The sequence below is a fragment of the Dellaglioa sp. CoH-57-MRSF-21 genome (genome assembly GCF_056781915.1).
On the sequence record NZ_JBXAXU010000003.1, the window covers coordinates 60,690 to 85,328 of the forward strand.

23 protein-coding genes are annotated in these 24,639 nt (G+C 34.9%); 17 read left to right on the plus strand and 6 right to left on the minus strand.

What is annotated here, in order from left to right; genetic code table 11:
- Nucleotides 1–54 precede the first annotated feature (54 nt).
- From AC1RPQ_RS04070 to recA, 7 genes are all read left to right on the plus strand, one after another.
- Entirely contained in the window at nucleotides 55–1,515 is a 1,461-nt protein-coding gene (locus AC1RPQ_RS04070; protein ID WP_481761588.1) for a glycoside hydrolase family 1 protein, read from the plus strand.
- An 11-nt stretch (nucleotides 1,516–1,526) separates the two neighbouring features.
- Nucleotides 1,527–2,198: an N-acetylmannosamine-6-phosphate 2-epimerase gene (locus tag AC1RPQ_RS04075; protein WP_481761587.1), complete on the plus strand. Its 672-nt coding sequence runs from the start codon at nucleotides 1,527–1,529 to the stop codon at nucleotides 2,196–2,198.
- Nucleotides 2,199–2,399: 201 nt separating this feature from the next.
- A complete protein-coding gene (locus AC1RPQ_RS04080; RefSeq protein WP_409022058.1) occupies nucleotides 2,400–2,981 on the plus strand; it encodes a sugar O-acetyltransferase in 582 nt (193 codons plus the stop codon).
- 221 nt (nucleotides 2,982–3,202) lie between these two features.
- Complete coding sequence (locus AC1RPQ_RS04085; RefSeq protein ID WP_481761586.1) at nucleotides 3,203–4,780, plus strand: BCCT family transporter; 1,578 nt, start codon at nucleotides 3,203–3,205, stop codon at nucleotides 4,778–4,780.
- A gap of 239 nt (nucleotides 4,781–5,019) precedes the next feature.
- Complete coding sequence (locus AC1RPQ_RS04090; protein ID WP_481761585.1) at nucleotides 5,020–5,325, plus strand: rhodanese-like domain-containing protein; 306 nt, start codon at nucleotides 5,020–5,022, stop codon at nucleotides 5,323–5,325.
- A 168-nt stretch (nucleotides 5,326–5,493) separates the two neighbouring features.
- Nucleotides 5,494–5,919, plus strand: coding sequence for a MarR family winged helix-turn-helix transcriptional regulator (locus tag AC1RPQ_RS04095; protein ID WP_409022061.1), 426 nt, complete (start codon nucleotides 5,494–5,496; stop codon nucleotides 5,917–5,919).
- A 215-nt stretch (nucleotides 5,920–6,134) separates the two neighbouring features.
- Complete coding sequence (recA, locus tag AC1RPQ_RS04100) at nucleotides 6,135–7,295, plus strand: recombinase RecA (protein WP_481761584.1); 1,161 nt, start codon at nucleotides 6,135–6,137, stop codon at nucleotides 7,293–7,295.
- 114 nt (nucleotides 7,296–7,409) lie between these two features.
- On the opposite strand, the gene AC1RPQ_RS04105 is transcribed toward recA, so the two are convergent.
- The 3 genes from AC1RPQ_RS04105 to AC1RPQ_RS04115 all read right to left on the minus strand — a co-directional run bounded on the left by AC1RPQ_RS04105 (nucleotide 7,410) and on the right by AC1RPQ_RS04115 (nucleotide 10,142).
- A complete protein-coding gene (locus tag AC1RPQ_RS04105) occupies nucleotides 7,410–7,820 on the minus strand; it encodes a hypothetical protein (protein ID WP_481761583.1) in 411 nt (136 codons plus the stop codon).
- Nucleotides 7,813–9,123, minus strand: a complete 1,311-nt coding sequence (locus tag AC1RPQ_RS04110; protein ID WP_481761582.1) for a Y-family DNA polymerase — start codon at nucleotides 9,121–9,123, stop codon at nucleotides 7,813–7,815. The genes AC1RPQ_RS04105 and AC1RPQ_RS04110 overlap by 8 nt, the downstream gene beginning before the upstream one ends.
- Before the next feature lie 137 nt (nucleotides 9,124–9,260).
- Complete coding sequence (locus AC1RPQ_RS04115) at nucleotides 9,261–10,142, minus strand: LysR family transcriptional regulator (protein WP_481761581.1); 882 nt, start codon at nucleotides 10,140–10,142, stop codon at nucleotides 9,261–9,263.
- 136 nt (nucleotides 10,143–10,278) lie between these two features.
- Between AC1RPQ_RS04115 and AC1RPQ_RS04120 the strand changes: the two genes are divergently transcribed.
- From AC1RPQ_RS04120 to AC1RPQ_RS04130, 3 genes are all read left to right on the plus strand, one after another.
- The gene (locus AC1RPQ_RS04120) at nucleotides 10,279–11,919 is read left to right on the plus strand and encodes a malolactic enzyme (protein ID WP_481761580.1); all 1,641 of its coding nucleotides are present in this window, start codon (nucleotides 10,279–10,281) and stop codon (nucleotides 11,917–11,919) included.
- Nucleotides 11,920–11,948: 29 nt separating this feature from the next.
- Nucleotides 11,949–12,917, plus strand: a complete 969-nt coding sequence (locus AC1RPQ_RS04125; protein ID WP_409022066.1) for an AEC family transporter — start codon at nucleotides 11,949–11,951, stop codon at nucleotides 12,915–12,917.
- A 146-nt stretch (nucleotides 12,918–13,063) separates the two neighbouring features.
- The gene (locus AC1RPQ_RS04130; protein ID WP_409022067.1) at nucleotides 13,064–13,654 is read left to right on the plus strand and encodes an ECF transporter S component; all 591 of its coding nucleotides are present in this window, start codon (nucleotides 13,064–13,066) and stop codon (nucleotides 13,652–13,654) included.
- An 80-nt stretch (nucleotides 13,655–13,734) separates the two neighbouring features.
- On the opposite strand, the gene AC1RPQ_RS04135 is transcribed toward AC1RPQ_RS04130, so the two are convergent.
- The 3 genes from AC1RPQ_RS04135 to AC1RPQ_RS04145 all read right to left on the minus strand — a co-directional run bounded on the left by AC1RPQ_RS04135 (nucleotide 13,735) and on the right by AC1RPQ_RS04145 (nucleotide 15,895).
- Nucleotides 13,735–14,112 carry a hypothetical protein gene (locus AC1RPQ_RS04135; RefSeq protein WP_481761579.1) on the minus strand — a complete coding sequence of 126 codons (378 nt, stop codon included), beginning with the start codon at nucleotides 14,110–14,112 and terminating at the stop codon, nucleotides 13,735–13,737.
- Between the two features lie 20 nt (nucleotides 14,113–14,132).
- A complete protein-coding gene (locus tag AC1RPQ_RS04140; protein ID WP_481761578.1) occupies nucleotides 14,133–14,828 on the minus strand; it encodes a DNA/RNA non-specific endonuclease in 696 nt (231 codons plus the stop codon).
- Between the two features lie 89 nt (nucleotides 14,829–14,917).
- Entirely contained in the window at nucleotides 14,918–15,895 is a 978-nt protein-coding gene (locus AC1RPQ_RS04145) for a Gfo/Idh/MocA family protein (protein ID WP_481761577.1), read from the minus strand.
- A gap of 135 nt (nucleotides 15,896–16,030) precedes the next feature.
- On the opposite strand from AC1RPQ_RS04145, the gene AC1RPQ_RS04150 reads away from it, so the two are divergent.
- From AC1RPQ_RS04150 to gatC, 7 genes are all read left to right on the plus strand, one after another.
- On the plus strand, nucleotides 16,031–16,708 hold the full coding sequence (locus AC1RPQ_RS04150) for a glycoside hydrolase family 73 protein (protein WP_481761576.1): 678 nt from the start codon (nucleotides 16,031–16,033) through the stop codon (nucleotides 16,706–16,708).
- Nucleotides 16,709–16,885: 177 nt separating this feature from the next.
- Nucleotides 16,886–17,458 (plus strand): xanthine phosphoribosyltransferase, encoded by a 573-nt coding sequence (locus AC1RPQ_RS04155; RefSeq protein WP_409022073.1) that lies wholly within the window; start codon nucleotides 16,886–16,888, stop codon nucleotides 17,456–17,458.
- Nucleotides 17,459–17,598: 140 nt separating this feature from the next.
- Nucleotides 17,599–18,738, plus strand: coding sequence for a 5-(carboxyamino)imidazole ribonucleotide synthase (locus tag AC1RPQ_RS04160; protein ID WP_481761575.1), 1,140 nt, complete (start codon nucleotides 17,599–17,601; stop codon nucleotides 18,736–18,738).
- A gap of 144 nt (nucleotides 18,739–18,882) precedes the next feature.
- Nucleotides 18,883–21,108 (plus strand): DNA helicase PcrA, encoded by a 2,226-nt coding sequence (pcrA, locus tag AC1RPQ_RS04165; RefSeq protein WP_481761574.1) that lies wholly within the window; start codon nucleotides 18,883–18,885, stop codon nucleotides 21,106–21,108.
- 34 nt (nucleotides 21,109–21,142) lie between these two features.
- Nucleotides 21,143–23,164 (plus strand): NAD-dependent DNA ligase LigA, encoded by a 2,022-nt coding sequence (ligA, locus tag AC1RPQ_RS04170; RefSeq protein ID WP_481761630.1) that lies wholly within the window; start codon nucleotides 21,143–21,145, stop codon nucleotides 23,162–23,164.
- Nucleotides 23,151–24,299, plus strand: coding sequence for a CamS family sex pheromone protein (locus AC1RPQ_RS04175; RefSeq protein WP_481761573.1), 1,149 nt, complete (start codon nucleotides 23,151–23,153; stop codon nucleotides 24,297–24,299). The genes ligA and AC1RPQ_RS04175 overlap by 14 nt, the downstream gene beginning before the upstream one ends.
- A gap of 37 nt (nucleotides 24,300–24,336) precedes the next feature.
- Nucleotides 24,337–24,639, plus strand: a complete 303-nt coding sequence (gene gatC / locus AC1RPQ_RS04180) for an Asp-tRNA(Asn)/Glu-tRNA(Gln) amidotransferase subunit GatC (RefSeq protein WP_409022077.1) — start codon at nucleotides 24,337–24,339, stop codon at nucleotides 24,637–24,639.

Genomic DNA, 24,639 nt, shown 5'->3' on the forward strand with positions numbered 1-24,639 from the left:
AAATAGTTCACAGATACATAAGTTAAACAAAAAACTTTGAAGGAGTGTATTAATATGTATAAAACAGATTATCCAAAAGGGTTTAAAAAAGGTTTCTTATGGGGTGGCGCAACAGCTGCAAACCAAGTTGAAGGTGGCTGGGATTTAGATGGCAAAGGGATGACTACTGCTGAAGTTATTCGTAAATCTGAAAAAAGAACAGAAATGAATCTTGGTTCTGTCACAATGAAAGTCATTGAAGAAGCGATGGACGATAAAACCACTGACCATTATCCAAAACGTCGTGGGATTGATTTCTATCATAATTATAAAGAAGATATTAAATTATTTGCAGAAATGGGTTTTAAAACATACCGGATGTCTATGGCATGGGCACGAATTTTTCCAAATGGTAATGAAACGGAACCCAATGAAGCTGGGTTAGCATTTTATGACCGCGTTTTTGATGAGTTAGCTAAGTATGATATTGAACCTGTTGTCACATTATCGCATTATGAAATGCCACTTGATTTGACAGTTAAACAAAATGGGTGGGTAAGCCGTGACACAATTGCTAGTTTTACACATTACACGGACGTTGTACTTAACCGTTTTAAAGATAAGGTTAAATATTGGTTAACGTTTAACGAAATTAATGTTAGCTCATTTGGTTTCATGGAAACGGGTGCTGTTGACAGTGAATTAACACAGAGAGAACAATTACAAATTCGGTATCAAGCTGTTCATCACCAATTTATCGCAAGTGCTTTGGTAGTTGAACAAGCACGGAAAATTAATCCTGATTTTGTGGTAGGTTGTATGCTTGCTAGAATGCAAACTTATCCATCAACGCCTAATCCAGCAGATGTTCGTGCCGCTCAAGAAAATGATAATTTAAACTTGTTCTTCACCGATGTTCAAGTCCGCGGCGAATACCCTGAATACATGAACCGCTATTTCAAAGAAAATGATGTTCATATTGTGATGGAGCCAGGGGATGAAGCTATTCTTAAAATGGGCAAAGTTGCGTTCCTTAGTTTTAGTTATTATATGTCAACGGTCACTTCAGCTGGCAAAACGGGTGATACATCGTTAGGAAATATGATTAATGGTGAAAAAAATCCTTACTTAGAAACAAGTGACTGGGGTTGGCAAATTGATCCCATTGGATTAAGAATCACATTGAATGCAATGTGGGATCGTTACCGTGTGCCACTATTTATTGTTGAAAATGGAATTGGGGCCCTAGATAAGTTAGGCGATGATGGCAAAGTTCATGATGACTATCGCATTAAGTATCTTGAAGAACATATCATTCAAATGAAAGAAGCTGTTATGGATGGTGTTGATTTAATGGGGTACACAATGTGGGGCTGCATTGATTTAATTAGCGCATCAACTTCAGAAATGAGTAAACGTTATGGGTTCATTTATGTTGATCAAGATGACGATGGAAATGGCTCATTGAAACGTTACAAGAAAGATAGTTTTGATTGGTATAAACAAGTTATTGAGACAAATGCTAGTGATATATAAAGGGAGATAATATGATGAATTTAGATGAAATAAAGAATGGGTTAGTTGTTTCTTGTCAGGCACTAGAAGGTGAACCATTATTTAGTTCATTTATCATGGGGAGAATGGCCCTTGCAGCTGAGATGGGTGGTGCTGTGGGGATACGAGCAAATTCAGTTTCTGATATTGTAGAAATTAAAAAACAAGTAAAATTACCGTTGATTGGCATAATCAAACGAGATTATGCAGATTCAGAAGTCTATATTACAGCAACGATGAAAGAAGTAGATGAATTACTGGAAACTGACGCTGAGATTATTGCATTAGATGCAACGGTTAGACAACGGCCTCATAATGAAAAGGTAACTGATTTAGTCAATAAAATTCATGAAGGAAATAGATTAGCCATGGCAGATATTTCTAATTATGAAGAAGGCGTTATGGCTGAAAAAAATGGATTTGATATGGTTTCTACAACGATGTCAGGATATACAGAATATACGGACGAAAGGGATAGCCCAGATTTTGATTTACTAGAAAAGTTAATTAAAAATCTTAAAATCCCTGTTATTATGGAGGGTCATACAACGACTCCAGAAGAAGTTAAGAGAGCATTTGATATTGGCGCATTTTCGGCAGTTGTCGGTGGCGTTATTACAAGACCTAAACAAATAACACAACTATTTGTTGATAAAATAAGTTAAATAAATCTTCTAATGATTGATGAACAGCGAATATGCTGTGAATTGTTATTAGAAGATTTTTCTGTAATAATAGGGTTAAAATTTACTCTAATTAAAATTAATCCAATTCAATTAATGTTAATAAAATAGCTTTATTTTACTGTGTTTATAGAAAATAAATTTCTATTTAACAAATCATGACATAAGTGGTATTCTTATAACATGATAAAAACTGAGAGAGAAAAGATGTCAGATGGTGAACCGTATGAGCAGTTGGATCCTGAACTAGTTGAACGACGAGAACTGATTCGGAGAAAACTGCGGACAATTAACCAGCTTGACGATAATAAGCAACAAAATACAAATATTAAAGCATTATTGGCTGATTCCGGTGAAGACTTTTGGGCCGAAACGGGAATCGAATTTGATTATGGATTTAATATTCATATCGGAAATCACTTTTATGCGAACTACCATTTAACGATGTTGGACACTTGTCCAATCACAATTGGTGATCATTGTTACATTGGACCAGACGTTGGATTTTACACGCCAGTACACCCCTTATCTGCAAAATTACGTGATGCGGATGTTGAAATGGGTAAACCAATTACGGTTGGTGATAGTGTCTGGATGGGTGGACACGTCACGATTTTACCAGGAGTTACGATTGGTAATCGAGTCGTTGTCGGCGCTGGATCTGTGGTCACAAAATCGTTTGGTGATGATCTCGTAATTGCGGGTAACCCGGCACGAATTATTCGTTATCTAGATGATAACGGTGACGTGAGTCCAGGTAAGTGATTCGATAGAATATTATAATTTACGTTATGAGTATTTGTATAAGATAGCAAAGCTAACAAGCACGCTGTGCAGATATCCCTAGTGGAGAAACTGTATCAGTGTGCTTTTTTTGTGCAATTAAAAGCAGAATTATCGGAGTGAGTACGGCGATGAATTAAAGATCGTGCTCTAAAATTTAGGAGGAAATTTTTATTTTAGAAAAACAGAATATCGACAAAAAAATGTTTTTACCGACTGTGGCATTATTTATTTTAGTATCAGTTGGATTATTACTCGGTGGGTCTGGTTTGAAGGCAGAATTAGGTTCAATAATGGATGCTATTACGGCCCACTTGAGTTGGGCTTACCTTGGTATCTATATTCTCAATTTTGTTTTCTTTTTATATATTGCATTAAGCCATTATGGCAAAATTACATTGGGTAATAAAGGCGAAAAGCCGGCATACAGTGATTTTAAATGGGGTAGTATGGTATTTGCGACGGCCATTGATGCCAGTATTTTAATGCTTAGCATGGTTGATCCACTTCGCTACGTGCAACAACCTTTGTTTGGTGCTAAAGCGATGTCTCCTGCTAATTATCAAAATGCTCACATGTTAGGTCAATTTGATTGGGGTCCAATGGCGTGGATGATGTTTGCATCTTCAGCTGTAATTATTTCATACGTTATGTACGTTAAAAAAGCGAAAGTTATGTGTGTTAGTGATGTGATTCCTATGTTAAAAGGGGATCAGCCTTATAAAAAAATCTTACGAAAAATAATTGATTTTCTTGTCGTTTTCGGTATTATGGGCGGTGTTGGTTCATCAGTTGGGATGGAAATACCTGTATTATCAAAAATTATCGCAACATTAACGGGAGTCCAAGATACAATACTTTTAAAATTAGCATTATTTGTTGTCCTGTTCAGCATTTTCACGTTAACCATGTTTAAAGGAATTAAGGGTGGGATTGATCGATTGAGTTCAGCTCATATTTGGACAGCCATTGGCTTTTTGTTAATTGTTCTGTTAGTTGGACCAACGGTTTATATTTTGAAGTCAGAAGGTAACAGTCTTGTACTGATGGTTACTCAGTTTGTAGCAATGAGTACAGGGACAGCTTCAGGATTAGGTCATGCGATTGACCCTGTTAAATCGGAAACTATTTTCTATTGGGGTTGGTGGTTAACTTTCATGCCATTCATGGGCTTATTCATTGCTAGAATTTCGCGTGGACGAACGATTCGTCAGGTGATATTAGGGATGCTTGCGTATGGTGCTTTAGGATGTATGAGTTTCTACGCAATCTTAGGTGGTTATTCACTCTATTTACAACAAAGTGGAGCTGCTGATTTAATTCATACACTGAATGTATATGGTCAAGCTGCAGCAATTGCACAAGTTATTTCAACATTGCCATTTAAATACGTAATGTTAGTTATCTATGCGATTTCATGTTTTATCTTCTTAGCAACGACGATTTCATCATCTGCATTTATCGTGTCGTCGTTTACTAGTACAAAACTCAAACCGACAGAGCAACCAAGTTTGTTTAACCGCTTGGTTTGGATGGGAATTTTCATGTTATTCTCATTTGGTATCGTCTTCGTTGGTGGTTTTAAAACAATCCAAGCTATCTGTTTATTAGCTGGGTTCCCATTAATTTTTGTGTCACTGTTATTGATTATTTCAACGTGGCAGTACTTAGCCGAAGATCGTTCAACGGAAAGTGCTCATGATTCATTGGTTAAAATTTTTGGAAAATTAAAGAAGAACTTAGTTTCTTATCAACATGTGATACATGATAGTAATAATTAAATATAAAGAGGCCACTCCGTTATTATGGAGTGGCTTTTTAGTACCCATTTTTAGTATTATGTTATAACCTACGCTGTTCCCAATTAAAAAGAGACGTAAGTCTTACCTTAGAGCCTTCTAAATCTATCAATATTAAAATCTAAATATTTGAAAAATATGAAATAAAAACATATGATAATATAGATAATAAATTGATACAGACTAATAAAAACCATAACTAAATAAAAGAGGGTAACTAAATGAACTTTGAAGATGATATTCCAACAATTACGACTACGGAACTTGACCTATTATTAGCACAAAAGCCACAGATTATTGATGTTCGAGAAGATGACGAGTTTGCTGAAGGCCATATTCCTGGGTCAATTAATATTCCGTTAGATGAAGTTGACGATTATGAATTAACAGGTAAAGCATATATTATTTGTCGATCAGGACGTCGTAGTGCACAAGCTGCAGATATCCTATTTGAAAAAGGTTATGATGTTGTTGATGTATATGGCGGAATGCTTAGCTGGCAAGGTTCAACAGTTACAGGTAGTTAAACGTTTTCAGTGATAACATATTTTTATTAAAATCGGGGACGTATTACTTGTGTATACGCCTCTTTTTACATTATAATAAGTCAAATAAACATTTATGTATTAGAAATCAATAATTTTTTGCTTTATTTTGGGTGGGAACTAAGGCGATCTATAACTAGGAGGGTCAAAATGATTGAGTTAAGTGGGACTTTCAACAAATTAAATCAGTTGTTGAGCTTGTATGGGAAACAAGATGGACTAATGAACATTAAACAATTGGGGACAATTGATACTTATTATCTAAATGCGATCGAACAGTTGAACAGTCCAACAATTGGACGCGTTTCAAAATTGTTGAATCAATCAACGCCAAATACGAATTACCATTTGAAAAAATTAATCACATTAGGATTAGTGGAAAAAAAGGCTGATATAACAGATAAACGAGTTGTTCACTTATCTGTTACGGATAAGTATAAAGGTCTAACAACTTTTAATAGTGACTTTTGGAATCAATTGGAAAGTAAATTGGAAACGCAAGTTACAGGGCAGGATCTTGCAACGTTCAGACGCGTTTTAAAAGAGACAATTAGTCAGATTGAATCGATGGAATAAGTTAAATAAATAGAAATTATTTAAGAAAATGGCGTACTTAATTAATGAGCATGCAGTATAATTGAATACATCGATACCTAGTAAGAACGATAATTGCATCGTTCTTTTTATTTTCGGTAAAGATGATTTAACGCTTGCGATATAAATTTTAATGAGGTATGATAAGTAAATGGAAACGAACAGATGTTCTACTATTGAGAGGATGGTTACTAACTATGGCTAACAGAAGTATTGCAACCGGAGACGGCAAAAGAAAAGACGGTAAAGAACGCGAAGCAGCACTAGAAAAAGCGTTATCAGCAATTACAAAAGAATTCGGACAAGGTGCCATCATGAAGATGGGGGACAAAGCTGACACGAAGATTGATGTTACTTCAACTGGGATTTTATCATTGGATTACGCATTGGGAGTTGGTGGTTTTCCTAAAGGCCGTATTGTTGAAATATACGGACCAGAAAGTTCTGGTAAAACAACAATTGCACTTCATGCAACAGCAGAAGTCCAAAAAAATGGTGGTACAGTTGCTTATATCGATGCTGAAAATGCCATGGATCCCGCATATGCAACAGCATTAGGTGTTGATATTGATGGATTACTATTATCACAGCCAGATACTGGTGAACAAGGATTAGAAATTGCAGATGCTTTGGTATCCAGTGGTGCCGTTGATCTTGTCGTTATCGATTCAGTTGCAGCTTTAGTTCCTCGTGCAGAAATTGAAGGCGAAATGGGTGACGCTCATGTTGGGTTACAAGCTCGTATGATGTCACAAGCTCTCCGTAAATTGGCTGGTTCAATCAACAAAACAAGAACAACTGTTATTTTTATTAATCAATTACGTGAAAAAGTTGGTGTCATGTTCGGTAGCCCTGAAACAACACCAGGTGGCCGTGCCTTAAAATTCTACGCAACAATTCGCTTAGATGTTCGTCGCCGTGGACAAATTAAAGATGGTACGGATGTCATTGGTAATGAAACAACTATTAAAGTTGTTAAAAACAAGGTAGCACCACCATTTAAGATTGCTGAATTAAATATGATGTACGGGTCAGGTATCTCAGCTACTGCTGATATCTTAGATCTTGCTGTTGAAAATGGTATTGCTGAAAAAGCTGGGTCATGGTTCTCATACCATGGCGAACGTTTAGGTCAAGGTAAACCAAATGTCGTTAATATTTTGGAACAAAAACCTGATATGTTACATGATATGGACCAAGAAGTTCGTGCAAAATTATTTGCACCCGATGAAGAACCTGCTAAAGAAGTTAAGGAAGAATCAGCAGCACCAAAGAAAACAACTAAAAAAGTTAAAAAAGCTGACGATGCTCCAGTGTTAGATTCAAAAATCGAAACATTAGATTTACCAGAAGCTTAATAAAAAAAATAGTAAAGTGAACCTCCAGTATTGGACCAATCCAATACTGGAGGTTTTTTTATAATTAATCAAACAAAAAAGGTAGAAGAAGTATAGTAAGTAGAAGTTATCTACTTATATACTTCTTCTACCTTCTCCATTAGTCATTTGGCTTAATGATATTGCATGAATATCATTAATTTTAACGGTGATATGATTGATAATTATATTATCTTCATACCAGCCATTAATGAGTCCCTGTATAGGTTCTAAAAGTGTATCATCCAAATTTTTATTAGTGAGATCAACAGTGACAGGGGTGGATTTAATGATTGCCAAATTGATTACTTCTGCAATTTTAGTATCATTCATCTTAATGTCATGTGTTAATTTCTGTTTTCGTGTCTCTTCGTTTAATTTTTTTGTTCGAGCCGATGTATGGTCGCTTAAATAGAATCCTTGCCATTTCATCATACCGCGATCGTGATAATCATATTTTAAAAATTGATTTATCAAATTTGCATCAACATCAGTTGTTTTACTCATAGGTATTACCCCCAGCATGGCCACCGACTAACCCAGCGCGATAAATAGCTGTTGCACCTTCAGACTTACTGGAAAGTTTTACGATCGATTTAAAACCATATTTTTTTCGTATGATGTCAATGGTATTGTCCAAGTTGTGATTCTTTTGTTCCGTATTATTAGTGTCAAACATGTCTAATTGTTGACTATTATCGTCAACTAATTTGCCACACGAAATACTAATATGTCTTAGAGCTTCATGACGCCATTTTTTTCGAAATAGGTCGATGGCATATTTTGTGATTTGGGCATTACTATTTGTTGAATCAATTTTTAATGAACTACCAAAGCCTGAATATCTTTTTCCAGAATCTGTCGTTTCGGCTAAAGAAAATCCAATGCCTAAATTAATGACAGTAGCCACTTTGTGATGAGAACGTAATCGTGCTGCTACTTGTTCTGCAATTTCACGAATAACGACTTCAATTTCAGATTGGATAACATAGTCTTTTGGTAAGACTTGGCTATTACCATAGGATTTTTCCTTGGGGGTATATTTATCATGAATGATTGAACGATCAATTCCCCAAGAAAACGCAAATAATTGGCTACCAATTACGCCAAATTTGTTTTTTAATTCATATGGGTTGAAGTGAGCTAAATCGTTCATTGAATTGATATGATTTTTTTGTAATTTTTCGGCAGTTTTAGATCCAATTGACCAGATATCGTCAAGTTGTGTTATTGGCCATAACTTATCGGGGACGTCTTCATAATGCCATTCAGCAATTAAACTATGGTTATGTTTTGCTTCAATATCCAGAGCTAATTTAGCAAGAAGTGGATTATCACCAATACCAACGGTTGTATAAATTCCTGTTTCCCCTTTGACCGCAAGTTGAATTTTACGAGCAACTTCATAGGGACTATTTCCGAAAAGTTTCCAACTAGTCGTCATATCAATAATTGACTCATCGATAGAGTATGGGTGAATATCGTCATTTGAGGCAAATTGTTGAAATAGCTTATTGATTTTTAAGTTCTCTTCTATGTAAAGATTCATTCTGGGTTGGGCAACAACTAAACGTTTATCATGAATTGGAACATCAGTAGCTCGTGATACGTTTGTGATACCAAATATTTTCTTAGCCATAGGGCTAGCAGCTAGTACTAACCCGCTACCTGTATTCTTTGCTGTAGACATAACAACGAGAATAGAGCGTAATGGATTAAGACCGCGTGCAACTGATTCGACAGAAGCATAGAAAGATTTTGAATCAATCATAAAGATGACTTTTCTAGGTTCGTTACTATAATTGTACATTCGAGGAAACCTCCTTAACATATATCCAATTATACGAACATACGTTTCTTTAGTCAATGATATTTAGTCAAGCGGTGCTATAAATAATAAAAAGAATAACTTATACCTTTATATTTAAGGTATAAGTTATTCTCTTATTAGATAGAAGGATCAATTAAAACGTCAATTAATTTTGCTTGTGTAGGCGTTAAAATATGACTTGTACGATAAACGAGTGACATTAAAAATTTAGGTTGATCTAATTCCGATAAGGGGAGTGAGACTAAATCATCTGCAGCATCCAATGCTAGTTCTGTTAAAAAACCAATACCAACATTTTCGGTAACCATTTTTTTAATAATCTGACTGTCACTTGTTGTATAGATAATCTTTGGTTTGAAATGATTTTTTGTTGTTAACTCTTTAAAAGCGATTGGATGAACAAAACCCTCATTTTGCATAATAAATTTTTCATTTCGAAGTTCAGAAAATTTAACGGATTCTCTTGAAGCAAGTGGATGATGTTTGCTAACGATAATCTTGAAGTGTTTAGATGCAAAATTTCTGGCAATTAAGCGGTCATCTTCTATTGGTTTAACGGAACCTAATAAAGCCATATCTAATGATCCGTTTATTAACTGAAGAAGTAGGGCTTGGGAACCGTTCTCAACTGTATCTAGATGATTAATCAGACCTGAATTAAATAAATTGCTGACAATTTGCGGAAAATAGTACGTTCCTATAATAGGTGGTAATCCAAATCGAACGTGCTCATTTTTAAGTTGGTTAATTTCTTGGTTAGCAATTGTTAATTCTTTGAGAATAATATTAACATGTTCAGCGAATTGTTCACCACTTGGTGTAAAAGAAACTTGATGATGTGATTGATCACGAATAATCAGATTTGTGTCTAATTCAGTTTCTAAGCGTTTCATTGCAGTTGTGATTGTTGGTTGACTAACTGAAAAAAAATGAGCAACTTTTGAAAAATTTCTCAAATTAATTATTTGTTGATAATATTCTAAATCTCGAATGTTCATTATAATCTCCTCTAAATCAACGTTTATAATCCTCATATAAATAATATTTATAGTATAACACATGTTTGACTATAATTTTTAAAGGGGTGTATTCTTGCTCTTGTAAGTTAAAGAGAAAATAAAATATAAAAAAATAATGGAGGAATTAATGATGACAAAAGCACAAGATATGTTAAATAACCCATTTGTAAATAAAGGTACAGCATTTACAATGGAAGAACGTCGTGAATTAGGACTTATTGGTATGTTACCAGCTAAAGTTCAAACAATTGAAGAACAAGCAACACAAAACTACGCACAATATTTAAGTAAAGAAACTGGTCTTGAAAAACGCCATTTCTTAATGGAATTATTCAATGAAAACCGTACACTATTTTTCTACTTAATGGGACAACATGTGGCTGAATTTATGCCAGTTGTTTATGATCCAGTTGTTGCTGATTCAATCGAAGAATACAACGAAATTTATGTAAATCCACAAAACGCTGCATTCTTATCAATTGATCATCCAGAAGATATCGAAGCAACATTAAAAAATGCTGCTGCAGGACGTGACATTCGTTTAGTCGTTGTGACAGATGCTGAAGGTATTTTAGGTATGGGCGATTGGGGTGTCAACGGTGTTGATATCGCAATTGGTAAATTAATGGTTTATACAGCTGCTGCTGGAATTGATCCTTCACAAGTTTTACCAGTTTCTATTGATGCTGGAACAAATAATGAAACATTATTGAATGATCCATTATACCTTGGTAACAAACATGAACGTGTAACTGGTGACAAATACTATGACTTCGTTGATGGCTTTGTCCAAAGTACAAAGAACTTGTTCCCAGAATTGTTATTACATTGGGAAGATTTTGGCCGTTCAAATGCTGCTAATATTCTTGAAAAATATCAAAACGAAATCACAACATTTAATGATGATATCCAAGGTACAGGGATTGTTGTTTTAGCTGGTATCTTAGGTGCTCTAAGTATCACTAAAGGTTCAATTGTTGACCAAACAGTTATTACTTATGGTGCTGGTACTGCTGGTGTCGGAATTGCTAACCAAATTATGGACGAAATGAAACGCGCTGGTGTTTCAGAAGAAGATGCTCGCAAACGTTTCTTCTTAGTTGATAAACAAGGATTGTTATTTGATGATACAGAAGACTTAACACCTGGCCAAAAAGAATTTACGCATAAACGTTCAGAATTTGCTAATGCTGATGAATTAACTTCTTTAGAAGCTGTTGTTAAAGCTGTTCAACCAACTGTTATGATTGGTACATCTACACAACCTGGTACATTTACAAAAGAAATTGTTCAAGACATGGCTTCACATGTTGAACGTCCAATCATCTTCCCATTATCAAACCCTACAAAATTAGCAGAAGCTAAGGCTGAAGATTTGATTGCATGGACTGATGGTAAAGCTTTAGTTGCTACTGGTATTCCAGCTGATAATGTTGATTACAAAGGTGTTACTTACCAAATTGGTCAAGCAAACAACGCACTTATGTACCCAGGTCTTGGATTTGGGATTATCGCTTCAACATCTTCAAGAGTTAATGGCGAAATCTTATCACAAGCTAGTCATGCTTTAGGTGGAATCGTTGATACTACAGCCGTTGGTGCTGCCGTATTACCACCAGTAACACATTTAGCAGAATTCTCACAAACAATTGCTGAAGTAGTTGCCCAAAGTGTTGTTGACCAAAAATTAAACAAAGAAGCAATTACAGATGTTAAAAAGGCTGTCTCAGATATGAAATGGACACCTAAATACTAAAAAAAGCGTAGAGAGAAGGACAATTAATTATGGTATTTTTCCAATCAATTCAAAGTGTTCTAGTTGTTGTTTTGATGATGGTACTTGGATACATTTTACAAGTTAAAGGTTGGTTCGCTGATTCATTTGGTGGCAATATCTCATCATTAATTACAAAAATTGCTTTACCAGCTTCAATTTTCGTTTCTGTTTTAAAATATTTAAAACGTGATCAATTAGCTGCATTGTCAGGTAGTTTACTCTACCCAGCAATTGCTGTTATTATCGGTTACTTAATTGCATGGGCACTTGTTCATATCTTGAACATCAAACCTGGTCGTCGTGGTATCTTCATGAATGCCGTTGTTAATGCAAATACAATTTTCATTGGTTTACCTTTAAATATTGCGTTGTTTGGCGATAAGAGTATCTCATATTTCCTTGTTTACTATATTATTAATACAGTTTCAACATGGGCATTTGGTGTTTTCTTAATTTCAAATGATGATCCAACAAAAGACAAATCAGATAAAACGAAAAAGAAAATTAACTGGGCTAAAGTAATCCCAATGCCACTTGTTGGGTTCATCGTTGCATTAATCTTCTTGGTTCTTGCAATTCCAGTTCCTGATTTTATTAGCCAAACATTAGGTTATGTTGGTGGATTAGTTACACCATTATCATTAATCTATATTGGTATTGTGTTAGCTAAAGCCGGTTTGAAGAGTATCAGATTTGATCGTGATACAGTCGTTGCATTACTTGGACGTTTTATTTTATCACCAATCATTTTAATCGCTGTTATTCTTTTAGGTACACATTTAACTGGTGCAGATTTAGCACCATTATTACAAAAAACTTTGATTGTTCAATCAGCTACACCAATGTTAGCCGTATTACCAATCTTAGCTAATGAAGCACATGGAGACGTTAAATACGCAACAAACATTGTTACAACAAGTACAATCTTGTTCATCATTGTTGTTCCTGTTTTAACGACCCTTATCTCATTCATGTAATATAAAATTTATTTAAAATAGAACGTCACTGATTACCTCTATAATTAGTGACGTTCTATTTTTTTGCATATTAAATGGTAACAATCGTTAAATCGGTTATAATAAGGGAACGGAAGTGAAATGATTAAATTTGTAGGAGTAAGTAGATGAAAACTAATAATAAAACATATCATATGAGTATTTTGGCGTTATTTATTTCAATCATTATTGTTCAAAATTTTGTGCCATTATTTGGTTACATCCCTGTTGGCCCCTTAAGCATCACAACCATTCATATCACGGTGATTGTTGCTGCTTTAGTGTTTGGCTGGAAAGATGGTGCATTTATCGGTGGTGTCTGGGGATTAATCACATTTATCAGGGCGTTTGTGTCGCCAACTAGTCCACTTGCACCCATTGTTTTTACAAATCCACTTATAGCAATTGTGCCAAGAATTTTAATTGGAATTGTGACAGCAGTCATTTTTTACTTTTTATATAAATGGTGGAAAAACAAAACGTTAGCCATGATTATTGCCTCTGTTTTTGGTTCATTGGTTAATACGGTTTTAGTTTTAGGCCTTATCTATCTTTTATATCATGGGCAAGCAGCTAATTTTTATAAAGTTGATATGGCACAATTATTACCATATATTATGGGACTAGTTGTCACAAACGGTATTCCAGAGATGATTTTAGCAGGGATTGTTGCGCCATTGATAGCAAGACCTTTACAAAAAATAGTTCGGAAAAGTTAGAGAACAAAATACACGATGCTAATAGGTAAAAATAAAAAAGTTATTAACAACGAATGATATTTCGCTGTTAATAACTTTTTTTAGTTGAATTTAGAAATAATTTTAGAATCTAATGTTCCATTTTCTAGTGCAATTAATGCGTCGATTATAGGCATATGATGAATTTCAGTATCATCTGCTAGCAGACTACTAGGAATAAAAAAGGTTGTTGAATAGTGATCACCTGCTAGATAATCACCATCAATTGTCTGACCTAAGATACAAACGTCATCCCAGTTCAAAGAGATAGTATCAGGTGTTTTCAAGAAGTTCATTGTTTCTAAAAATTGTGTTTGAAGTGAGCTGCCAGGAAATTGTAAATAGCCATCATTTGTCTGACGGATATTTGAATTAAGTAATAATTGTTGTAGCGTTTGTGGTGCTGAATCTATCAGTTGACTTTTTAATTCTGTGAACATGAATAACACACTCCTTTGAATTAACGTTTATTCAAAATAGTAACATTAAATTTAATATTGCCCCAAGAAGTTGTACTTTTACCTTGCATTTGAATTGCTTTAGGGAAAAGTGACTTACCAGAAAAAATTGGTGTTACCTGATAACGGACATGATCTCCTTTATCAACTGCTGCACGAACTGCGTTTTCATACTTGGTCATGTAGGGTGTGTTAACAGGGTTTTGATATAATGTTGCTAAATTTTCTTTTTTATCACCACTACCACCAAGTTGTCGACCGATTAAATGTCCACGGGAATGAAAATAAGGTGACAGCCCTGACACAAAACCAGTTGGTCGAATTGAAGAATCTGCTGATGACCCTCTAGATTCTAAAGCTTTAACTAAAAGAGCATTGGCCTGAGTAGCACGGCCAAGAGAGTCAAGAGCGCCGTATTTTATCCAACCATTGGCATTATCTGCAAGATCACTTTTTGAAAAGGTTGGCGCACCATTATCCACAATTCCATTAATGGCCTTGCTACTATTAATAGAACTAGTATTTGCTGTTCCTGTCCCATTTTTAACATTGACTGAAGTTGAATTGCCATTTGTTTGTAGCAAATCTTTTACAGTACTAGGTAATTTTCCGCTGAAAAGGGAGACAACTAAAATGACAGCAAGTCCAATTAGATAATTACGTGTTCGATTCTGAATATAACGTTTCTTTCGTTTCATAAAATTAACTCCAACTCTTTTTCTTTTAGTGTAGCATGGAATTAAAAAAAGTTATCAACAATTTCTAGTGATAACTTTTCAGATGAAGCTTATTTTTCAAAAGGATATTTAAAGCCCCATTGTTCACGAGCTTGTGTCATTATTGACATAACATCTGTTGTTTTTTCTAAGAATGGTTTAGGATTTAAATTACCCAAAACCATATCTTGAACATCTTTAATTTCATAATTCATGGCTTGTTTTGTATGGCCGGCAGTGATTTCTGTAGCTGTTCCATCAGATAATACAAGAGCAGCTTTATTAGCTCGAGGATAATCGTAAACAGTAAAGTAACCACCTTCATAAGCAATAATACCCATTTTAGGCATTTTAGCTCTGAATGTTAAGGCAACAGTTGCGAGTTCATTATTGGCATTTTGTAAACTAATCGTTTCAGATTCGTCAACACCTGATTCGAATAAATTCATTGCTGAACCTGTGATTTCTGGTGTGGCTGTCATGAATTGACGGACAAAGGCTAATGCATAAACACCGATATCTAATAATGCGCCACCAGCTAAATCAGGATTGAAGAAACGATTTGTTGGATCAGGATCTTTAAAACTACCAAATGAGGCTTGGACCATTTTTAGTTTGCCTAATTTTTTTTCTTCAGCTACTTCAATAATTTTTTTATAAAGTGGCATATGATAAATAGTCATTGCTTCTTGTAAAATCAAGCCTTTTTCTTCAGCTAAATCAGTTGCTTGTTTAAGTTCATCACTAGTCATGGTGATTGCTTTTTCACTTAAGACGTGCTTGCCAGCTTTAAGTGCAGCCAAGATTGTGTCGATATGGTAGTTGTGAGGTGTCGCAATGTAAACGATGTCAATTTCATCATCAGCTAATAAGTCTTCATAGTTACCATAGGCATGTGGAATATTAAATTCGTTAGCAAAAGTTTGCGCTTTTTCTAAGTTTCTTGAGCCAGCGGCATAGATTTCACCAAATGGTTGATCAAAGTAAGTTGTAAAGCTGTGAGCGATGTTACCAAGTCCAATAATTCCCCAATTTAAATTTTTTGTCATTATGTTCTCCTGTCTCATTTAAGATAGCTCAAGCTTAACAGAAATTTAATAAAAAGAGAAAAAATACGATGGTAATAGATATAGAATTAGGGTAAAATAAGTGAAACAATTAAATGTATAGGGACGGGTGTACTAATGAAAAAGAAAAATGGTCGGGGGATTTTTGTAAAGAACGGTAAAATTCAAGTTGCGAATATTGTTGTTTTAATTTTAATTCTTGGTATTATTACAGTCGTTGTTTCAATGAACGTTCATAAAAAGAATGTTGCTCGAGATGAATCTATTGCGACGTCATTATCAACCTCAAAAATTGAAGCAAGTGAATCAGCAAAAAAAGCAGCAGCAGAAGCTAAAAAACAAGCATTTATTAAGAAAGTAGCACCTGAAGCACAAAAAATGCAAAAAAAATATAAAGTCTTTTCTAGTATTACAATTGCACAAGCTATCTTAGAATCTGATTGGGGAACGAGTTCTTTAGCTAAAGACTACAATAACCTATTTGGAATTAAAGGAACGGGCGCACGTGCAAAAGATTTCAAAACTAAAGAACAAGAAAAAGATGGCACATGGAAGACGGTTACGGCTAAATTTATCGTCTTCAAAGATTGGGACGAAGCAATTATGTCTCATTCGAAATTATTAGCTAATGGAAATACATGGAATAAAACACAATTTGCTGACGTTCTTTCTGCAGCAACTTACGAAGATGCAGCAGCAGCTTTAGTAGTTGATGGGTACGCAACAGATAATGATTATAGTACAAAATTAACAGATATCATTAAACAATATCATTTAGATAAATATGATAAATAAACGGGATTAATGTCAAGTATAATAACGATAAATGAGTAGATTCAAATTGAAATTACCCTTATATTATGTTATTCTTAAGTCATTCAAAACCGGAATGTAGCTTTTTTACTTATACCGAAGTGAAAAAGCTATTTTTATACCCAAAAAAATATAAATAGCAAGAGGAGCGTACCCCACGTGAAACTTTTAGAAGACAGAATTATGCAAGATGGTATTGTATTACCAGGAGATGTATTGAAGGTCGATCAATTTTTAAATCACCAAGTTGATCCTGATTTAATGTTAGCAATGGGTGTGGAATTTGCTGAATTATTCAAAAATGAAAAAATTACTAAAATTTTAACAGTTGAATCATCAGGTATTGCCCCAGCAGTATTCGTTGGGTTACAATTTCATGTTCCTGTTGTCTTCGCACGTAAAAATAAGAGCGTTACGATGCAAAATGATTTATATTCTGCTTCTGTTTACTCGTACACAAAGAAAGTTGAAAATACAATTGCCGTTGCCAACAAGTTTTTAGGTGAAAACGATCGTGTTTTAATCATTGATGACTTCTTGGCAAATGGCCAAGCAGCTGAAGGACTCTTCCAAATTTGTGACGAAGCTAAGGCAGAAATTGCTGGAATTGGAATTGTAATTGAAAAATCATTCCAAAAAGGTGCCGAATTAATTCATGAACGTGGCGTACGTTTAGAATCACTTGCTAAAATTTCATCATTTGATGGTGATCAAGTTCATTTTGAAGATTAAATTAACGAAAAGAGCGCAAAATGTGCTCTTTTTTATTTTCTTATAAAATTGTTAAATTATGGTTGTTAAAACTTGATTGCCCCGCGGGATAACAGTATGATTAAGGGTATAAAGCAAAAGTAGAAAGTAGTGAATATATAGTGGAAAAAAAAGTTATCTTTCCTGGAAGTACATTGGGAATAATCGGAGATAGTCCAACGGGTGCAATGTTGGCTATGGCTGCAAGAAATTTAGGGTTTAAAATCGCAGCATACAGTCAAAATGAAGTTAGTGAGACACTTCAATTAGCAGATTATTCTGTTGTAGGTAAGATGAATGATAAGGATAAATTGAAAGAATTCGCTGAACGAACAGATATTGTGACGTATGAATCTGAACACGTTAATTCAGAAGTGATTGAATATATTTCAAAATATACTTATGTGCCACAAAAGTATAATGCATTAGAAATTATGCAAGACCGCTTGTTGGAAAGAGCTTTTTTTGAACAATTAAATATTAATATTCCACCTTTTGAAACAATTGTATCATTAGAAGATGTGTATAATTCTGTACTTTCAATTGGGTATCCCAGCGTTTTAAAACCAATCCAAAAAGGGTTTGGTAAAAGTTACCAGAGTGTTCTCAATACGCAAACTGATATTTCAGATGCGGCGTACTTGGTTGAACGTGGCACCTATATTTTAGAATCATGGATTCCTTATGAACAAGAAATCTCAATGGTTCTTATCAAAAATGGTAAGGAAATTAATTTTTTCCCAGCTGTTGAAAATAAATATCGTGATCATCGATTACACGAATCAATCGTACCAGCTAACTTAGATACAGAAATTTCTGCTGAAATGCATAAAATTGCCATTAAAGTTGCGGAAAATCTAGACTACACTGGCGCATTAGAAATTGGCTACTTTGTAACTAAATCAGGTGCAATTTATGTTAAACGTGTCGTGCCCGCTATGCATCAATCAGGGTATGTTTTTGATAAAGCAACAAACGTTAGCATGTATGAACAGCATTTACGTGCCATTTGTGGATTGCCACTATCAAAAGTGAAATTCCTTGCACCAACTGTTATGGTGTCATTAAAAGAAGAAGAACGTGCCGATTTAAAGACACAGTGGGTTCTTAAAAATAATTGGTATTACCATTTTTATCGTTACCCTGAAAATCATAAATTAGATCGTGCTGGGCATATTTTGGTTCAGTCAGATTCAGTTCGTGAAGCATTGAATCAAATTGAAGATACAGGCATTTGGGATAAAAAAGAAACAACAAATTAAATGAAATTAGAAGGATGAATCGTTTTGAATCGGTTCGTCTTTTTTTATGAACAAGTTGAGACATATATTCATAAAAATTAAAGAAGTTAAGGCGTTTTTTTGCTATAATAAATAATGACTGATTTATAGAGAGGATTGATTAATTTGACTACTGAAAGCTTATTGAACGGAATGAATAACAAACAAAAAGAAGCTGTCCTAAAAACAGAGGGACCACTCTTAATTATGGCTGGAGCTGGAAGTGGTAAAACGCGAGTATTAACGCATCGCGTTGCTTACTTAATTGAAGAAAAAGGTATCAATCCATGGAACGTATTAGCAATCACATTTACAAATAAAGCATCAAAAGAGATGCGCGAACGTGTTAATAAATTACTTAACAAAGGGGCAGAAGATGTTTGGGTTTCAACATTCCATGCACTTTGTGTTCGTATTTTGCGACGTGATATTGACCAAATTGGTTATAATCGTGCATTTACAATTGCCGACCCAGGTGAACAAAAGACTTTAGTAAAACGTATTTTAAAAGAACAAAATATTGATCCACAAAAATTTGACCCAAGAACCGTTTTAGGAGCAATTTCAAATGCAAAAAATGATTTATTAACAGAAAAAGAATACGCAGAACGTGCTGCAAGTATGTTCGAACAAATGGTAGCTAAAGTTTATACGGCATATCAAAAAGAGTTACGCTCAAATCAAGCAGTTGATTTCGATGATTTAATTATGTTAACTATCCGTTTATTTAAAGAAAAGCCTGAAACATTGGCTTTTTATCAAAATAAATTTCAATATATCCATGTGGATGAATATCAGGATACTAATGAAGCACAATATACCTTAGTAAACATGTTAGCTGAACGTTTCAAAAATCTCTGCGTCGTCGGGGATGCTGACCAAAGTATTTACGGTTGGCGTGGGGCAAACATGGATAACATTATGAATTTTGAAAAAGATTATCCTGATGCTGATGTTGTTAAGTTGGAACAAAACTATCGTTCAACGAAAACAATTCTGAATGCTGCCAATGCAGTTATTGATAATAATACGAACCGCAGTGATAAGAGTCTTTGGACTGATAATAAAGATGGTGAGAAAATTTCTTACTACCGTGGCCAAAGTGAAAATGATGAATCACATTATGTGGTTGAAAAAATTCAAGAACAAATTAAAGATAATCACTTAAATTACGGTGATTTCGCCATTTTATATCGAACGAATGCACAGTCTCGTGTGATTGAAGAGACATTCTTAAAATCAAGCGTTCCTTACAAAATGGTTGGTGGACACAAATTCTACGAGCGATTGGAAATTCGAGATATCTTAGGCTACATTCGTTTAATTGCTAATGATCAAGATTCAATGAGTTTTGATCGTATTGTAAATGTCCCAAAACGCGGTATCGGTGCAAGTAGTGTGGACAAATTACGTGAATTTTCAGATATGAATAATTGGACAATGCTTGAAGGTGCTGAAAACTCAGCGCTTGCTAATATTTCTGGTAAAGCTGAAAAATCATTACAAGAATTTGCCACAATGATTCGTGGATTACAAAAAATGCGTGAGTTCTTGAATGTGACCGAGTTAACAAAAGAAATTTTAAAACAATCAGGTTATGAAGCTAATTTGAAAAAGACGAAAACGATTGAAAATGAAACGCGACTTGAAAACGTTGAAGAATTCTTGTCTGTAACTCAGCAATTTGATGATCGTTGGGAAGCTGAAGAAGATGATAGTGACCGTTATGTTGATTTCTTAGCTGATTTAGCACTAGTTTCTGCACAAGATGATATTGAAGAAGAACCTGAAGAAGTCACATTGATGACATTACATGCCGCTAAAGGACTTGAATTTCCAGTTATCTTTTTAATGGGATTGGAAGAAGGCATATTCCCTCTTTCTCGTGCCATGTTAGAAGATGATCAACTTGAGGAAGAACGTCGTTTAGCATATGTCGGAATTACTCGTGCTGAACGCAAATTATATTTAACAAATGCTTTTTCAAGAATGTTGTATGGTCGTCGTCAAAGTAATCAAGCTTCACGTTTCATTGGTGAAATAGATGAGTCATTACTTGAATTAGATAATCAAACGGCAGCACCATCTCGTAATTCATCGTATTCCAATCAACGTGCGACGGCGACAACATACCGTCGACCTGCTAAAACCGTTGAACGTGATAATGGTACAGGTGCTGATGCAGTTGTTTGGCGTATTGGTGAAAAAGTGGAACATAAAGCTTGGGGTACTGGGACAATCGTTAAAGTTTCAGGATCAGGTTCGGATGCTGAACTTGATATTGCTTTCAAAGAACAAGGGATTAAGCGTCTGTTGACAGCTTTTGCACCAATTACAAAAAAAGTGGACTAAATAAAAGGAGGGTTCAAGTTTGTCAAATCAAGCCATAACATTGGAAGAAGCAACTAATAGAGTGAATCAATTAAAAACTGACTTAATCAAATGGACGCGTCAATATTATGTCCTTGATCAGCCAACAGTTGAAGATCATGTTTATGATGAACACTACCTACAACTAGTAGAACTTGAAAAAGCCTTTCCTAATTTAGTGACACCTAATTCACCAACGCAACGTGTTGGTGGCCAGGTACTGCCTGGTTTTGAAAAAGTTTCGCATGAAGTACCAATGCTTTCATTGGGGGATGTCTTTTCCATTGAAGAACTATCGGAATTTGATCAACGATTACAAAAATCAGTTGATGCTGAGGTAAGTTACAATACTGAACTCAAAATTGATGGATTGGCCATTTCGTTAACATATGAAAATGGTGTATTCGTTAAAGGATCAACTCGTGGAGATGGCACAATTGGTGAAAATATTACTGAAAATCTTAAAACAGTCAAATCAATTCCACTAACATTGACGGAACCCATTTCAATTGAAGTTCGTGGAGAATGTTACATGCCAACAAAGGCGTTTGTTGCGTTGAATAAACGTCGCGAGGAAGCTGGAGAAACGGTATTTGCTAATCCTAGGAATGCAGCAGCAGGTAGTTTACGACAATTAAATACAGCTGAAACGGCTCAACGACAATTGAGTACATTTATCTATTATATAGTTGATCCGGATGTCAAAACTCAAAGTGATGCGTTAAAACGCTTGTCTAAACTTGGATTTAGAACAAATACTGAATCACGTGTTACGAGTGATATGACAGAAATTTCGGCATACATTAATGAATATCAAGCAAAACGTCATGATTTATCTTACGATATCGATGGTATTGTTATTAAAGCAAATTTATTCACGATTCATGATGAAGTTGGTAATACGGTTAAAGTTCCAAAATGGGCAATTGCCTATAAATTCCCGCCAGACGAGCAAGAAACTAAAGTTCTAGATATTGAATGGACGATTGGTCGAACAGGTGTCGTAACACCAACTGCAATCATGAATCCTGTGCAGTTAGCGGGAACAACAGTTTCTCGGGCATCATTGCATAATGGGGATTTACTGAAACAAAAAGATATTAGAATTAACGATACGGTTAAGTTGCATAAGGCTGGGGATATTATTCCAGAAATTTCTGAAGTTGTCTTAGATAAACGACCAGAAGACAGTGTTGTGTATAGTTTGCCAACGAACTGCCCAGTTTGTGGAGCAATATTAGTTCATCTGGATGAAGAAGTTGCATTACGTTGTATCAATCCAAAATGTCCCGCACTCATTAAAGAGAGTCTGGCACATTTTGCTTCTAGAAATGCGATGAATATTGATGGACTAGGGCCTAAAATTGTTGAACAATTATTTGAAAATAAGTTAATTAGTGATGTTGCAGGATTGTATCAGTTAACTGCCGATCAACTGTTAACGCTAGATAATTTCAAAGAAAAATCGGTTAATAAATTATTAAATGCAATTGATATTAGCCGACAAAATTCAGTGGAACGCTTATTATTTGGACTAGGAATTCGGCATGTTGGAGCTAAGGCTGCTCGATTGGTTTCAGCCGAATTTAAAGATATTCATCAATTAATGACAGCAATTTCCGAAGATATTCTCGTCATTGATTCAATCGGACAGGTGATTGCGGATAGTCTTGTGACTTATTTTGCCAATGACCAAGTTCGTGAATTGATTGATGAACTGGATAATGCGCAAGTTAACTTAACCTTTTTAGGCAAAACAACTGCTGAAATTGCAGAATTAGCTGAAGGTAGTCCCGTGATGGATAAGAAAGTTGTCCTAACGGGAACACTTGATCAGTTGAAACGAAGCGATGCTAAAAAATGGCTTGAAGCAAATGGTGCTTCTGTTGTTGGTAGTGTTTCGAAAAAAACAGACCTATTAATTGCCGGGCATGATGCTGGAAGTAAGTTAACAAAAGCGAAGCAACTAGAAATTGAAATTTGGGATGAACAACAATTTATCTCAGTTATGGAAGGAGTGTCATATGAAAAAAATTAAGATTGGACTTATGTTAAGTTTCTCGTTAATTTTCTTAGCAGCCTGTGGCAATGTTGCCTCATCAGGCTCGTCGGGAACCTCTAAAAATACATCAAGTTCTGGTTACCAGACAACTGGCCAAACAAGTGATAGTAACTATGAAGGTGTCATTAAAGATGGTAAATATTTAACAAGTAAATCAAGAGGTGTGGCACTCACACAAAATGACAATGTCTTGAATTTAAAAAGTTTTGAATCTGGTCTGTTAGATTTATCTAAAGATCAATTTGCTACTGACAGTTATATTTTCCAAGAAGGACAATATTTAACAAAAACGACTGTTCAAAGCTGGTTAGGACGTGAATCAAGTGCTAATAAAGACGGATTAAACCCTAAGAGTAATGGTAAAACGGGTGAAACAGACCGTAATCCCATGTATGTACAGCAAGTTGAAGAACAAGATTTTATGACAAAAAAAGGCAGCAAATTATCACTCTCGGGTATCTCGGTAGGTATCGGAATGAACTCAGTTGATTATTATCAAAAAGAAGAATATGGGGCTGAATATAAAACCGTTATTTCTGATGCAACAATGAGAGAAAAGGGTAAAGAAGCTGCTAACAAAGTGGTTGCTCGTCTTCGTAAAACCAAAGGAATTAGTGATAGCGTTCCAATCATGGTGGCAATGTACAAGCAAGCACCAAACGATAGTTTAGTTGGCGGTAGTTTCTACGCCTACGCTGTGAATAAGAATGGTAAAACGACGATTGATAATTGGGATGATGTTTCAATTAAGAGTTATACGTTCCCAACGACATCGACGGCCACATCACCTAATACAAATGATGAAACGACATTTACGAATTTTAAAACTGAAGTTCAAAGTTTCTTTCCTAATTTAGCAGGTGTAACAGCACAGGTACAATATAAAAACAAAGCAATTACAGGGATGCACATCAATATTACAACTCAATTTTATAGTGAAACAGAGATTATTAGTTTCACTCAATATTTATCAACAACGGCCGTGAAATATTTAGCATCAGGGATTCCAATTGACATTACTATCAAAGGTAGTGATGGGACAATGCAAAGTTTCCTTGCCAAAACAGCTAAAGAAAGCACATACTATACGCATGTATTTACCAGTTATTAAAAAGAAATTAATTTGAATTTTGAAGGGATGGTTTTGAATGTCAATTAGTAAAGAAGAAGTCAAACATGTCTCAGAGTTAGCTAAACTAGAACTCAGTGATACAGATTTAGAACTATTTACCAGTCAATTAGATGATATTATCGGAATGGCTGAACAATTATCAGAAGTAGATACAACAGGCGTTCCAGTAACGACACATATTACAGATGTTCTCAATGTGATGCGTGAAGATGTCGCAGAAGAAGGAACAGATCGAGACTTACTCTTTAAAAATGCACCGGATAGTGAAAATGGCCTTATTAAAGTGCCAGCAATTATTGATGAAAGTGAGGAAGCTTAA